This window comes from Mesorhizobium sp. B2-1-3A (assembly GCF_006442655.1).
Taxonomy (GTDB): domain Bacteria; phylum Pseudomonadota; class Alphaproteobacteria; order Rhizobiales; family Rhizobiaceae; genus Mesorhizobium.
The window spans coordinates 880821-894897 of the sequence record NZ_VFWK01000002.1 but is presented as its reverse complement, the minus strand read 5'-3'; the positions used below and the strand labels follow the sequence as shown (position 1 = coordinate 894897).

General features: G+C 64.9%; 11 protein-coding genes. 7 read left to right on the top strand and 4 right to left on the bottom strand.

The annotated features are described in order from the left end of the window. Positions 1-234: 234 nt before the first annotated feature. The 6 genes from FJ977_RS10880 (at position 235) to FJ977_RS10855 (ending at position 7617) form a co-directional block, all read left to right on the top strand. Positions 235-1791 carry a sugar ABC transporter ATP-binding protein gene (locus FJ977_RS10880; RefSeq protein WP_140771179.1) on the top strand — a complete coding sequence of 519 codons (1557 nt, stop codon included), beginning with the start codon at positions 235-237 and terminating at the stop codon, positions 1789-1791. Beyond that, the gene (locus tag FJ977_RS10875) at positions 1788-2759 is read left to right on the top strand and encodes an ABC transporter permease (RefSeq protein ID WP_140771177.1); all 972 of its coding nucleotides are present in this window, start codon (positions 1788-1790) and stop codon (positions 2757-2759) included. Before FJ977_RS10880 ends, FJ977_RS10875 begins: the two co-directional genes overlap by 4 nt. 58 nt (positions 2760-2817) lie before the next feature. Then, positions 2818-3864 (top strand): ABC transporter permease, encoded by a 1047-nt coding sequence (locus tag FJ977_RS10870; protein WP_140771175.1) that lies wholly within the window; start codon positions 2818-2820, stop codon positions 3862-3864. Between the two features lie 306 nt (positions 3865-4170). Further along, positions 4171-5181: an aromatic ring-hydroxylating dioxygenase subunit alpha gene (locus tag FJ977_RS10865; RefSeq protein ID WP_181179745.1), complete on the top strand. Its 1011-nt coding sequence runs from the start codon at positions 4171-4173 to the stop codon at positions 5179-5181. A 130-nt stretch (positions 5182-5311) separates the two neighbouring features. Continuing rightward, the gene (locus FJ977_RS10860) at positions 5312-6064 is read left to right on the top strand and encodes an ABC transporter ATP-binding protein (RefSeq protein ID WP_140771171.1); all 753 of its coding nucleotides are present in this window, start codon (positions 5312-5314) and stop codon (positions 6062-6064) included. Beyond that, positions 6061-7617 (top strand): permease, encoded by a 1557-nt coding sequence (locus tag FJ977_RS10855; RefSeq protein ID WP_140771169.1) that lies wholly within the window; start codon positions 6061-6063, stop codon positions 7615-7617. The genes FJ977_RS10860 and FJ977_RS10855 overlap by 4 nt, the downstream gene beginning before the upstream one ends. Positions 7618-7820: 203 nt before the next feature. Here FJ977_RS10855 and FJ977_RS36250 read toward each other — a convergent pair whose 3' ends face one another. From FJ977_RS36250 to FJ977_RS10840, 3 genes are all read right to left on the bottom strand, one after another. Next, positions 7821-8129, bottom strand: coding sequence for a hypothetical protein (locus FJ977_RS36250; protein ID WP_246682913.1), 309 nt, complete (start codon positions 8127-8129; stop codon positions 7821-7823). 18 nt (positions 8130-8147) lie between these two features. After that, the gene (locus FJ977_RS10845; RefSeq protein WP_246682912.1) at positions 8148-10079 is read right to left on the bottom strand and encodes an SLC13 family permease; all 1932 of its coding nucleotides are present in this window, start codon (positions 10077-10079) and stop codon (positions 8148-8150) included. Between the two features lie 85 nt (positions 10080-10164). After that, positions 10165-11052 carry a transglutaminase family protein gene (locus tag FJ977_RS10840; protein WP_140771167.1) on the bottom strand — a complete coding sequence of 296 codons (888 nt, stop codon included), beginning with the start codon at positions 11050-11052 and terminating at the stop codon, positions 10165-10167. 277 nt (positions 11053-11329) lie between these two features. On the opposite strand from FJ977_RS10840, the gene FJ977_RS10835 reads away from it, so the two are divergent. Then, on the top strand, positions 11330-12352 hold the full coding sequence (locus FJ977_RS10835; protein WP_140771411.1) for an aminopeptidase: 1023 nt from the start codon (positions 11330-11332) through the stop codon (positions 12350-12352). 85 nt (positions 12353-12437) lie between these two features. Here the strand turns inward: FJ977_RS10835 and FJ977_RS10830 are convergent, their stop codons facing one another. Then, positions 12438-13982 (bottom strand): alpha/beta hydrolase, encoded by a 1545-nt coding sequence (locus FJ977_RS10830; RefSeq protein WP_140771165.1) that lies wholly within the window; start codon positions 13980-13982, stop codon positions 12438-12440. Positions 13983-14077: the final 95 nt, after the last annotated feature.

The following is a 14077-nucleotide window of genomic DNA, read 5'->3' as shown; positions in this document are numbered from 1 at the left end:
CTGCCGTCCTCGTTCCTCAGATTAGCGCTCTACGGCGCCCCCCTCTGTCCTGCCGGACATCTCCCCCACTTGGGGGGAGATTGGCTGTCATCTCGGCTTTCGCTAATTTTCAACGTCGCAAGACGAGGGCCGGCGCCGAAGCTGCCAATCTCCCCCCAAGTGGGGGAGATGTCCGGCAGGACAGAGGGGGGCGCCGTAGAGCGCAGATAGTTTCCGAATCGAGAGCAACACCTTTTGACGACAAGCCCTCAACAGCAAAGCCCCCTCCTCGACGCGTCAGGCGTCGCCAAGAATTACGGCGCGGTAGCCGCACTGCGCAACGCGTCGCTCTCCGTGCTGCCGGGCGAGGTGCATGCGCTGATGGGCGCCAATGGCGCCGGCAAGTCGACGCTGGTGAAGATCCTGACCGGGGCGATCTCGGCCAATGCCGGGCGCATCCTGATCCGGGGCGAGGCGCGCGACATACGCTCGCCCGCCGCCGCCCGCCGCGCCGGGCTGCTGCCGGTCTACCAGGAGCCGTCGCTGATCCCCGATCTCGACGTTCTGTCCAATCTGCGGCTCACCGGCACGCCGGTCGAGCCGTTCCGCGCCTGGGTGCGCGAGCTCGGCATAGCCGACCTCGACTTGCGCGACACCGCGCGCGACATTCCGCTGGCCGTGCTGCGCGTGCTTGACCTTGCCCGCGCGCTGGCCGTCGAGCCCGATGTGCTGCTGCTCGACGAGATGACGGCCGCACTCCCGGCCAACCTCGCCGAAAAGGTGCTCGAAGTGGTGCGCCGCCAGGGCGACGCCGGCCGCGCCGTGATCTTCATCTCGCACCGCTTCGTCGAGATATCGGCGCTCTGCGACCGCGCCACGGTGCTGCGCGACGGCGAGACCGTCGGCGTCGTCGACATCGTGCCCGGCGTCGAGGAAAAGATCGTCGAGCTGATGCTCGGCACCCGCATCGTCAAGACCCATGTCGCCGCCCGCAGTGCCGCCGAGAAGGCCGCGCCCGCCCCTGCCCGGCCGCGCATCGCCGTGAAGAACCTGCGCGTCGGCACCAAGCTCAACGACGTCTCCTTCGATCTCGGGGATGGCGAGGTCGCCGGCGTGGTGGCGCTGGAAGGCCAGGGCCAGGACGAACTGTTTTCCGCCCTTGCCGGCTCGATCCGGCCCTCCGGCGGCACGATCGAGGTCGATGGCCAACAGGTGAAATTCTCCCATCCGATCGACGCCATCCGGTCGGGCATCGCCTATGTGCCGGGCGACCGTTCCGAGGCGCTCGCCATGCAGCGCTCAGTGCGTGAGAACATCGCCCTGCCCTTCAGCGCCGCGCTGCGCAACTGGGGCCCCATTCCCATGCGCCGCGAGCGCGCCAAGGTGCTCAGCGCCATCGAGCGGCTGCAGATCGACACCCGCGCGCAAGGCGAGGTGCAGCGCCTGTCCGGCGGCAACCAGCAGAAGGTGACAATTGCCCGCTGGATCGCGGCCGACGCCCGCACCATCCTGTGCTTCGACCCGACGCGCGGCATCGATGTCGGCACCAAGCAGGAGATCTACAAGCTGCTGCGCGAGCTCGCCGGCCACGGCAAGTCGGTGCTGTTCTACACCTCGGAGCTCGAAGAGGTGCAGCGCGTCTGCGACCGCGTGATTGTCATCTTCGGCGGCCGCCTGGTCGACATCTTCCCGGTCGAGGAGGCCGACGAACCGGCGCTGATGCGCGCCGCCTATGGCCTGCCGCGCGGCGCCAAAGCCGATGTCGGCATCCTGGCGGATCCCCAGTCCCCGTCTTCGGGGACGGCGCCATGAACCATTTCCTGCGCCGCCAGGGCTGGGTCATCGGCCTGTTCGCTCTCCTCGTCGTCCTGTTCATCGCCACCAAGCTTATCCAGCCCGGCTATGGCAGCGGCGATTTCGGCTCGCTGGCGCGGGCCGTGCTGCCCTACGCTTTCGCCGTCGCCGCGCAAACGGTGGTGGTCATCGCCGGCGGCATCGACCTGTCGGTCGCCGCCATGATGGCGCTGACCAGCGTCACCGCCGCCTCGATGATGGCGGGCGCGTCGGAAGAATACGCGCTGTTTGTCGTGCCCTTCGTGCTCGCCATGGGTTTCGTGCTCGGCGCGCTCAATGGCCTCCTGATCGTCGTCACCCGCGTGCCCGACATCGTCGTGACGCTCGCCATGCTGTTCGTGCTGCAGGGCGCGGCCCTTCTGGTGCTCGACGCGCCAGGCGGTGCCGCGGCCGAATGGCTGAAGGCGTTGATCTCCGGCACCGTGCCGATCCCCGGCCTGACCGACGCCATCGACGCCTGGCTGCCCAAGGCGCTGCTGGTGCTCGTCGTCTGCCTCGCCATCATCTGGATACCGCTGCGGCGCTCGCGCCTCGGCCTCTCCATCTACGCCATCGGCTCCAGCGAACTGGCCGCGTTCCGCTCAGGCGTGCCGGTCAAGCGCACCCGCATCATCGCCTATGCGCTGTCGGGCCTCTTCGCCGCCTTCGGCGGGCTGGCGCTGACCATGAGCACCGGCATCGGCGCGCCCATCCCCGGCCCCTATCTCTTGGCCAGCGTCGCCGCGGTCGTGCTGGGCGGCGTGGCGCTCGGCGGCGGCAAGGGCGGCCTGCTCGGCCCGATCATCGCCGTCTTCGTGCTGCGCCTGGTGCGCACCGATCTCACGCTGCTTGCCATCGACCCCAACGTCACCGCCATCATCGAGGGCCTGATCATGGTCGCGGTCGTGATGTTCGGAGCGTTCATCACCATGCGGGGGCGGCAATGATGGGAGAGAGAAATATAGAGCGTAGCGCGCTACCCTCCCAGAACATCGGGCAAACCCCATGAGCACCACCGCGATCACCCCCGTCCCCTTCGGCCGCCGCCTGAAGCGCTTCATGGCCGACCGGCCGCTGGTGCCGCTGATCATCCTGCTCGTTATCCTGGTGGTGATCCTGCAGATCCTGCGCCCCGGCATCGTCAACGAGCGCTGGATCGCCAACACCATCAAGTTTGCCATTCCGCTGGCGATCCTGGCCGGCTGCCAGACCATGACCATGCTGACCGGCGGCATCGACCTGTCGGTCGGCACGGTGGCGACGATGAGCGCCTTCATCATGGCGACGCAGATCGTCAACCAGGATCCGGCCATCGCCTTCCTGCTGGCGATGATGCCAGCGGTACTGATCGGCCTCGTCAACGGCATCGGCGTCGGCGTCTTCCGTGTCCACCCGCTGATCATGACGCTGGGCACCAGCCTGATCGGCACCGGCTGCCTGCAGGTCTACCAGCGCACGGTGATCGCGTCGGGCGCCAAGATCCCCGACTTCCTGGCCTGGCTCGGCACCGGCGTCACCCGCCTGCCGGATGCATGGGTGCCATCGGAGGCGGCGCGCCAGTGGCTGACCGACGCAGGCATCGGTTTCAGCTTCCCCAACGCGCTGCTGCTCTACGTGCCGCTGGCAGCGCTGATCGTCTTCACGCTGGCCCGCACCGGTTTCGGCCGCCTGCTCTACGCTGTCGGCGACAATGAGCGCGCGACCCGCCTTTCGGGCGTGCAATACTGGCAGGTCATCACCGCGCTCTACATCACATCGAGCGTGCTCGCCGGCATAACCGGCCTGCTCTATATCGGCCTGATCAAGGCCCCATCGCTCTCGCTCGCCGAACCCCTGGTGCTGCCCTCGGTCGCCGCCGCCGTCATCGGCGGCACCTCCATCTTCGGCGGCCGCGGCGGCTACACCGGCACCATCATCGGCGCCCTGATCCTGACCGTGCTGACGACGCTGCTGACGATTTTGCAGATGCCGGAAGGGGCACGGCGGATCTTGTTCGGGCTGATCGTGCTGTTTGTCACGGCGGCGTATCTGCGGATTGTGGAGGAACGGTAGGGAGGATGAGTTAATGGCCGCAGCGAGGCGGGCTGCTGACTGTCGGGTTTCGGTCGCGCTCGGCGGATAGCTCCCATTCGGCAACCGACCCCATCCTCGTCGTTCGCGAGCGAACCGCACCATTCTGATACCGCCGTTCATCAGGCGGACGACGAACTGGGCTCGAAGTCGGCCCAGAACCTGTGCTGCGGTAAGGCATCCGACTTGCGATGTCGCTCCGCTTACGACAGGATTGCCGCAACTTGAGGTTAGCCTATGACGCCAGATGCCTTGCGACTCGACCACACGCCATCAGACACTCCGCCCGTGCAATACCTGAACCTGGACCCGTCGCTTTATGTCCGCGATGATATCTGGCAGCAGGAACGGCGCGACATCTTCGCGCGCACCTGGCAGTTCATGGGGCCTGTCGCCTCGGTCGCGACATCAGGTCAATACCTTGCGATCGACATCGCCGGCACGCCGGTCTTCGCCATCCGGGGCCGGGACGGGACCTTGCGCGGATTTAAGAACGTCTGCCGCCACCGGGGGGCGAAACTTCTGGCCGATGGCGCGGGCAAATGTGGGCTGATCGTTTGTCCCTATCACAAATGGTCCTTTGCCGACACCGGACGGCTGGTGCAGGCCCCATGGTATGGCAAGGATCCCGCGATCATCGCCGAAGACTGGCCGCTGGAGACGGTGCAGTTGTCCGAATGGCGCGGGCTGCTCTTCGCGGCATTGGACCCGAAGGAAAGTCTTCTGGATCAACTTGGCTCCCTGCCCGCCGAACTGGCGGACGAGCCGTTGGAGACCTATGCCGCCACCGATCAGGCCACTGTCAGCTTTGCGGCGAACTGGAAGATCTACACCGACAATTTCGTCGAAGGCTACCACATCCCTGGCACGCATCCCTCGTTCTACGCTGCCATCGACTTCGAAGCTTTCCAGACCACCGCCCATCCCGGTTATGTCCGGATGACCGCACCGCCGAAAGACGGTCTGTTCTATCGCGGCAAATGGCTTTGGATGTGGCCGAACTGGACGCTGTCGCTTTTCGACGGCGGCATGAACGTTAGCCGGATCAACCCGACCTCACCGCATCACACAGACCAGCACTACCATTTCTTCTTTGCCGACACCTCCGCGGAAGCATCCGAGAGCAGGGCGAAATCCGTGCAAGGCACCCTGGCCGTGGTGCGCGAGGACTACACCATCTGCGCCGATACGCATCGCAACTATGCCGCGGGGGCCTATAGCTCAGGCCCGCTTTCGGGGCGGCATGAGCGGGGAGTGCAGTATTTCCAGGAACGGGTCGCCGCGGCACTGGCGCTGTGACCGCCCCTCGCGTGCACGGGGTCCGATTACCGTTCGTTAACCAATGGGACACGGTGGCTCACGCGCAGGTGCGGCCTTCACCCCTGGGAAACCGTTGCCGGGCTACCAACTCCATCCACTGGAGATTGCCATGGCCGCTGAGACGACGATTGCGAACGCGCTCGAAATTCGTGGGCTCTACAAAAGCTTCGACAAGCCTGCGGTGGCTGGCCTCGACCTGACCGTCAGGGCGGGCGAGTTTTACGGCCTTCTTGGCCCAAATGGCGCCGGAAAGACAACGACGCTGCGCATGGTAGCAGGGCTGCTGCAACCGGATGCGGGAACGATCACCATTGCAGGTCGCGACGCGCTCCGAAGCCCCATTGAAGCCAAACGCATCATTGCCTGGATATCGGACGAACCGATGATCTACGACAAGCTCACGCCATTCGAATATCTCGAATTCGTCGCCGGTCTGTGGAGCGTCAAGGCAAGCACGGCACAGGAACGGGCAAGGCAGCTGTTCGATCTGCTGGACCTGACACCGTATGCACACACGCATTGCAGCGGCTTTTCGAAGGGCATGCGACAGAAGGTGGCGTTGGCCGGAGCATTGGTCCATGACCCGGAAATCATCATCCTCGACGAGCCGCTGACCGGCCTTGATGCCGGCTCGGCGCGTCAGGTCAAGCGGGTGTTGCGCGAACGCGTCGATGCCGGCGCAACGGTCATAATGACGACGCACATTCTGGAGGTGGCCGAACGCATGGCTGAGCGCATCGGAGTCATTGCCAAGGGTAGGCTGATCGCCGAGGGCACTTTCGAGCAACTGCGGCGGCAGGCCGGCCATGGGGTGGGAACCCTGGAAGATACCTTCCTGGCTCTGGTGGCCGAAGCGGCATGAGCGCCCATCCCGCAACGATCGCCCGTCCCGCAACGATCGGTTGGCTGGCGGCACATGAATTGCGCCTCTCGTGGCGCGACTGGTTTTATCTCTTCACTGCGGGCAAGAAGGGGCGTTCGCGCAAGTTAGGTATATTCTTGATAGTCGGCGTGCTGCTCGCGCATGCCTTTGCGCTGTTTGTGGTTGGACGTTTCACCGCCGCCGATTTTCCCGTTTCGCGCGCCAACTATCTCCTGCTGACCAGCGGTGTGCTGCTCTATTTCTTCCTGATGACCTCGCAGGCGATGGAGGCGGCGACCCGCGTGCTGTATGCCCGCGCCGATCTGGAATTGCTGCATTCATCCCCGGTGGCGCTACGGCGGGTCTTTGTCGTGCGCCTGTCTATGATCGCGATTTCGATCGCCACGATGGCGATGGTGATCGCATCGCCTTTCATCAACGTGCTGGCTTGGCGCCTGGGGGCTCAATGGCTGGCCGCCTATGGCGTGGTGTTCGCGACGGGATGCGTTGCTGCCACCTTGGCCATCACGCTGACGGCGTTTTTGTTCAACGTCGTCGGCCCACGGCGCACCCGATTTGCCGCCCAGTTTGTGGCCGCGATCGTCGGCGCGCTGTTCGTCATATCTCTGCAGGTCATCGCTATCTTCACGACCGACACGCTCTCGCAACTGGCGGTCTTGCGGGACGAGTGGGTCATCGCGCTTTCGCCGCCCGAGGACAGCCTGGTGTGGTGGCCGGCGAGGGCCGCGCTTGGCGACGGCGTGAGGCTGGCCTGGGTGCTTGGATGTGCGGTGGCTTTGGCCGCCGCCGCCATTGCAGTTTTCTCATGGCGTTTCGTGCGCTACACGGCGCTCACCGCCAACATTGGCGAGAGCGGTTTGATCCGCCAAGGCAAGGCGGCGTCGTTTCGTCTGATGTCGCCGGGACACGCCTTGCGTTCAAAGGAATGGACATTGTTGCTTCGCGATCCTTGGCTCATATCGCAAAGCCTGATGCAGCTGCTTTACATGCTGCCACCCGCGATATTGCTGTGGAAGAGTTATGGCCACGGCACGGACGCTCTGGTTCTGATCATCCCCGTGCTGGTGATGGCATCCGGGCAGTTGGCCGGCGGCCTTGCCTGGCTTGCCATTTCCGGTGAGGATGCACCCGATCTGGTGGCAACCGCGCCGGTGACCGCGACAAGCATCATACGCGCAAAGGTCGAGGCGGTTTTGCGCGCAATCATAGTCGTCATCGCCCCATTCGTCCTGGCTTTCGCAATGGTTTCGACGCGACACGCGCTGGTTCTGGCAGCCGGCTCGGCACTGGCCGCGATCTCGGCGACGATGATCCAGCTTTGGTTCCGCGCGCAGGCGCGGCGTGCCCAATTTCATCGTCGCCAGACCTCCTCGCGGATCGCTACATTCGCCGAAGGGTTTTCGTCGGTCGGCTGGGCAGGCACAGCCGCCCTCTACGCTGGTGGCATTACAGCGGCCAGCGTCGTTGCCGGGATTCTGACCGTACTGACGCTGGTGGTAGCTTATTTTGCCGCGCCAAAAGCGACGGGATAGGTAAATCCGGGTTGTCTGCGACAATCATCTTCGTCCAAAATCCGACTCCAGCAATCGCACTCAATGACCGCTTGCGGAAAATGGAAAAGCTGACTTCAACGGCTTACATCAGGCGCAGAGCGGACCTTGAATTAGCGTGGGCGCGCGACGTCTCGGCCCACAACACACTTATTTAAGTCCGACCCTAGGCTTGCTTCTTGCTGTTAAGCAAGCGTCGGCTGATGGCCAACTTCGCCCCGCCTCTCAACCACCCGCACCATCCGCCCAATCCCCTCCAGCCCCCTGCTCCCCCACCCAGATCCAGGGATCCTTCCCTCCACCTCGACAAACCGCACCCCTGCTATCCTTGCCGCCAGATACCGCCCGGCCTCAACCCACACGGCGCGGTCGCCGGTGCGGTGCAGGACTAGCGTCTTGGCCGAGACTTTGCCGGCGACATCCATCTCCGCCAGTATGTCGCACGCGGTGGCCTCGACGGTCGGGCGGGCGCCGACGCGGGCGCGGACTTCCAAATCGTGCCCCACTCCACCTCAAAAAGGCAGGAGCAGCGGAACCAGGATCACGCTCACGATCAGGACGATGAAGGAGAAGGGGACGCCGATGCGGACGAAATCCCCGAACGAGTAGCGCCCCGGCGCGACCACCAGCGTGTTCACGGGCGAGGAAACCGGCGTCATGAAGGCTGTCGAGGCCGCCAGCGCGACGGTCATGGCGAATGGATAGGGGGACACACCCAATTCATGGGCCACGGCAAGGGCGACCGGAGCCATCAGCACCGCGGTTGCGGTGTTCGAGATGAACATGCCCAGGGCAGCCGTGATGGCGAAGAGCATGGCAAGGACAATGCTGTTTCCGGCCCCGGCGGTGAGTGTCTTCAGGCCTTCCGCCGCCAGGTCGACGCCACCCGTTCGCTCCAGGGCGACGGAAAACGGCAACATGCCGACGATCAGGATGATCGTTTTCCAGTCGATCGATCGATAGGCGCTCGCGAAGTCGACGCAGCCGAGCACGCCCATGAGAAGGCAGCCGATGAGGGCCGCCTGCACATTCGGCACGATGCCGCTGACCATCAGGCCGATGACGAAAAGCAGGCAAATCACCGCGTGCAATGACTTTCCGGGGACTGGAAGCCGTTGCTCGATCTCGACGGGCAATTTGATGACCACAAGATCTTTCGTATCGGTCCGATACCGCTCGATTTCCTTCCAGGATCCGATCACCAGCAACGTATCACCGGTCTGAAGCCTCTCGGCCAGGAGATTGTCCGTGTGCGGGCCGTCGCCGCGGTTCAGGCCGACGGCCGTCAACCCGAACCGCGTCCGCAGATCGGCCTCCACCACCGTCTTGCCGATGAGTTCCGACGTCGGCGGCACGATGGTCTCCGCCATGCCGATCTCTTGCGATCGATCCGCGAAATAGCCGCCGCTCAATGGCAGGTCTTCCAGGGCCATCCGCGCCTGGAGCTCGTCGAATTGACCGCCGGGAGCCGTCAGGTCGATCAGGAGAATGTCGCCGGCCTGCAATTCCGTATTGACGGTAGGCCTGAGAATTTCCTTTCGGAACTTGTGACTACGCTCGATCGCCAGGATGTTGGCGCCCGATGTGCTTGGCAGGTCCAACTGCTCCAAATTCTTTCCGACCAAGGGAGACCGGTCGGAAATCTTCACCCGCCGCTCTCGGTGAGCAAGCCTGTATTCCTCCACCCACGCCCCGAACGTTGCCTGTTGGGGCGCTTTCGGCTCGTTTTCGCCAGGCAGCCAGCGTCGGGCAAAGATCATGTACAGAACCGCAAGACCAAGAACCGGAAGGCCGAAAGGTGTGAAACTGAAGAAGCCGAAGCCTGGCACGCCGTGCCGCTCGAGCTCGCTGTTGACGACGAGGTTGGGCGCGGTGGCCACCAGGGTCATCATGCCGCTGATGAGGGCAGCGAAGCTGAGCGGCATCATCAGCCGTCCCGGGCCTATGCCGGTGCTTTGCGAAATACGCAGTACGACGGGAATGAAGATCGCGGTTACCGCCGTCGAACTCATCGTCGCCCCCAGCGAGCAGACGACCAGCATGAGGAGCACGGTCAGCCGGAGCTCGTTTGATCCCGCTCTTGCAATGAGCCAGTCGCCGAGCTGCTGAGCGACACCTGTGCGCACCAATCCGTCGCCGATGACAAAAAGAGCCGCGATGAGGACGATGTTCGGATCGCTGAAGCCCGCCAGCGCCTCTCCCATCGACAGCACGCCGGTAAAAGGCAGCGCCACCAGCATGATAAGCGCGACGGCGTCCAACCTTGGCTTGTTGACCGCGAACATGACAATCGCGGAGACCAGCAGGGCAAGGACAAGCCCGAGTTCTGCATTCATCTTGCGTCCCTGTTCAATGGCAGCCAACCCGCGCGGGCGATGTCCTCGATTGAAGGTATCTTGGCTCGTTGTTGGCGGTCGGCGGCGGAATGGAAGGCGTTCGTTCAAGTGGAAGGCTATCCGAGAGTCGGGATTCCCGCCAGCAAGGCTTATGCACCGACACCAGGGAAGACTGCCTTCGACGGCAGATGCTTCAGCGTATCGGAACCGCGGAGACCGATACGTCGACATGCATGCCGGTCGGATCTCCGGCGCTGCCGACAAAGCCTCCCGAGATTGGAAGGGCCTGCGAGGCTTCGCGGGTCACTCCCACGCGGATCAGGTTGGCGCCCGCGACCAGCCCGTTGGTCGGGTCGTACTCGACCCAGCCGGCGCCCGGAAGATAGACACCGCACCAGGCGTGCGTGCTACCGCCTCCGCGCGTCGTGCCGGAGGTGTCGTCGTAGAGGTACCCGGTGACGAAGCGGGTGGCCAGGCCGAAGCTTCGCAGCGCCTCCATCATCAGGACAGCGAAGTCGCGGCAGGTACCGGTGCCGAGCTCGATTGTCTGGGCGGCTGTCTGCGTGCCTTCCTCATGGCGGGCGCCGTAGCGGAATTGCTGCTGGATGGCGCGGGTCATCGCCTCCAATACCTTCAACGTGTCCGTGCTGCCGGCCTCGGCGACCACGCGTCGCGCCCAGGCCTCGACCTTGCGGTCCGTGTCCGGCATTTGCAGTTCGACCAGACGCCCCAGATCAGCGGTTTCGCCCTGGTCGTAGGACAGCGGGAATTTTTCGGCCGCGGGCTCGAGGCTGTATTGCGGGAGCGGCGGACCTTCGGGATGATGCGTCAAGTCCAGCGTCGAGACGATGCTTAGGCGCTTGGTCCTGAGCGTTTCGGGCCATTCGACGAAACAGATGGAATTGTCGAATGTGTCGTGCTTCCAGTGGATGGAGGCTGGCTCCGGCTCAATCTTGAGATCGGCGCGATGCAGTCTCAAATCGTGGCTGTCGTCGGGTCGCACCATCAGCCGGTGACGCAGAAGGCCGACCGGATTGCGGTAGGTGTACTCGGTCGTATGGACAATCTTGATTCGCGCCATTTGGCGTCCGTCCCTGCTTCCGAATGGTCTGTTCCGTTCCTGATTTCTGCGTACAGCTATTTCGCGGCATGGCCAAGGCGACCGATCGGAAGCAAGGGATAGGTGGCGCCTCTGTCCGGTTCATTCCCTGGCGCAACCAAGGCCGCCAGCCCAGCCAGCTCTTGACGAAAATCGATGCGCCTGTTTGAGACACTAGGGCAAATGGGGCAATCGCTCCATGGGGAGATGAGCAGGGCAAGCTGTGAAGCGCTTTTTTCGATTGCTTGCCGCTGTGGTGATGGCGTCCTGCGTGGCCGGGTGCACCAGCGTTTCCTATTACGCGCAGTCGCTCGAGGGCCATGTGCGGATCATGGCGGCGCGCAAAAATGTCGGAAGGCTCATCCACGATCCCTCGACGCCGGAGGCATTGCGCGCCAAGTTGACATCGGCGAGCGCCATACGTCGCTTTGCCACGGACGAGCTGGCGCTGCCCGACAACAGCAGCTATCGAAGCTATGTCGACATCGGCCGGGACAATGTGACCTTTGCCGTTTTTGCCGCGCCGCAATTCTCGCTCACACCCATAACATGGTGCTTTCCGGTCTTCGGCTGCGTTCCGTACCGGGGTTATTTTTCCCAGAAATCAGCGGCTGAAAGCGCTGGCGACCTGCAGCGGAAGGGGCTGGACGTTTACGTCTCGGGCGTCACCGCCTATTCCACGCTGGGCTGGTTCAGCGACCCGCTGCTCAGCACCATGCTGCGTCAGGACGACGCCTATATTGCGGGCCTCATCTTCCATGAGCTGGCGCATCAGAAAATCTATGTGAACAACGACTCCGCGTTCAATGAAGCGTTCGCGGTCGCCGTCGAAACCAGCGGCGTGAGGAAATGGCTCCGGGTCACCGGCGATCGCGCCGGATTGCGCCGCTACGAAGCAGGCCGCAAGCGCAGTGCGGATTTTCTCGGGCTGATCGCGCAAACGCGTGAAGAGTTGCGGCAGGTCTACGGAAGTCCCCGCGCCCCGCAACAGATGGCTGCCGCCAAGACAGCCACGATCGACAGGCTGCGGGTACGCTACCGGCAGATGCGCGACAAGCGCTGGGCCGGATACAGCGGATACGATGCCTGGTTCAAGAGCCCCATCAACAACGCAAAGCTCGCCGCGACGTCCGTCTATGGCGAGCAGGTCCCGGCGTTCCTTCGCCTGTATGATTTGTGCTCCGGCGACTATCCAAGGTTCTATGCTTCCGTTCGGCGGATCGCGGCCTTGCCCGAGCCTTCCCGTGCGGAGGCACTGAGGACCGCGACGACGTGTAATTGACGCAGAAGAGCATGGCGGCCGGTCTCGCAAGCTCGGCCCCGACCGATGCCTGATATGGCCGACACGCGCGGCAGCGTGCCTGCCCTCACCGTCTGCCCGCCATCGCCGCGATCGCCTCCAGCAGCGCCCGCTGCTCCCCCACCCAGAACCAGTGATCCTCCCCCTCCACCTCGACAAACCGGGCCCCCGCAATCCGCGCCGCCAGGTATCGCCCCGCCTCGATGCGCACGGCGTGGTCGCCGGTGCGGTGGAGGACCAGGGTCCTGGCCGAGACTTTTGGCAGCAGCGGCCGCACATCGGCATCGCGCAGCGCCTGCAGCAGGCCCGCCACCGCGCCGGGGCTGGAGGCGGCCCTGAGCAGCCCGGCCCACCAGGCGCGCGCCTGGCGGTCCTGGGCGACACTCGGCGCGAAGGTCTCGATTTCCGCCGGGCCGCCCCAGCCGGCGAGCAGGCGCCGCTGCCAGAGATCGTATTGCGCCGATGTCAGCGCGAAGGGGTAGTCGGGTGCGTGGCTGCCCTTGGCGAGCGAGCCCCACAGAACCAGGCCGGTCAGCCGGTCGGGGTGGTCGACGGCAAAGCGGATGCAGCCCGGCCCGCCCTCCGAGGCGCCGACCAGCAAGGCCTTGCGGCTGCCGGCCGCGTTCATCACCGCCAGAATGTCGCGCGCCGTCGCCTCGACGGTCGGACGCGCGCCGACGCGGTCGGACAGTCCCATGCCGCGCCGGTCGAACAGGATCAGGCGGCCGAGCCGCGACACCGCGCCGAGCCAGGCGCGGCAGCTCCTGTCTTCCCAGATCCGCTCGACATGCGAGATGAAGCCCGGCACCAGCACGATGTCGGCCGGGCCGTTGCCGATGGTCTGGTAGGCGACATGGATGCCGTCCACCTCGACATAGCGGGTCCTGGGCATCTCCAGTTCGGGGTCGGGCGTCGGCGCGCGCAGCAGGGCAAGCGTGGCCGGGTCCGGCGCCACACCGAGTTCGTCGCGCAGCAGCCGCGTGCAGGTTTCGCCCTGGCGCTCGGCCGCCGCCCTGTCGCCGGCCGCCAGATGGGCGCGGATGAGGTGGCGGTGTGCGCTTTCGCTCAGCGGGTCGAGCGCGGCAAGCCGCGTGGCGTGCAGGACAGCGCCGCGCGCATCGCCGCCGGCGATCTTGGCTTCCACCAGCCGCTCCAGCGCCTGCACCAGCCGGCTGCGCAAGGCCTCGCGCCTGAAGAACACCCATTCCTCGAATTCGGGGCAATCCGGCAGCGAGAAGCCGGCGAGGTAGTCGCTGGTGTAGAGGCCGGCGGCCGCGTCGAGCAGTCCGGCATCGCAGGCACGGTCGAAGGCCCGGGAATCGGCCTCGACCGACAGCGCCGGGCGCAGGCTCAGCGATGCCGCGTTGGCGACGATGACCTCCTCGCCGAAGGCGACGCGGATCTTGTAGAGCGTGCGTCGCAGGCGGGCGCGGGCGGCTTCCGCGTCGGCCTCGGGCCAAAGCAGCGTGGCGGCGACGTCGCGCGCCACCGGCCCACCGGTCTCGGCGAGGTAGATGACGAGCGCGGCCGCCTTGCGCAAGGCGAGCTCCACCCGCCGGCCGTCGAGCCGGAACTCCGGAAACCCCAGCAGTCTGAGTTGTATCAGCTCCATCGATCCGCACGCGGCCGCGCAAGGATGCAGAGAGGACGTTGAGGGGACGCCGGCCATCTATCCATCCCCGCGACGTCGGGCCAATGGGACCCGAT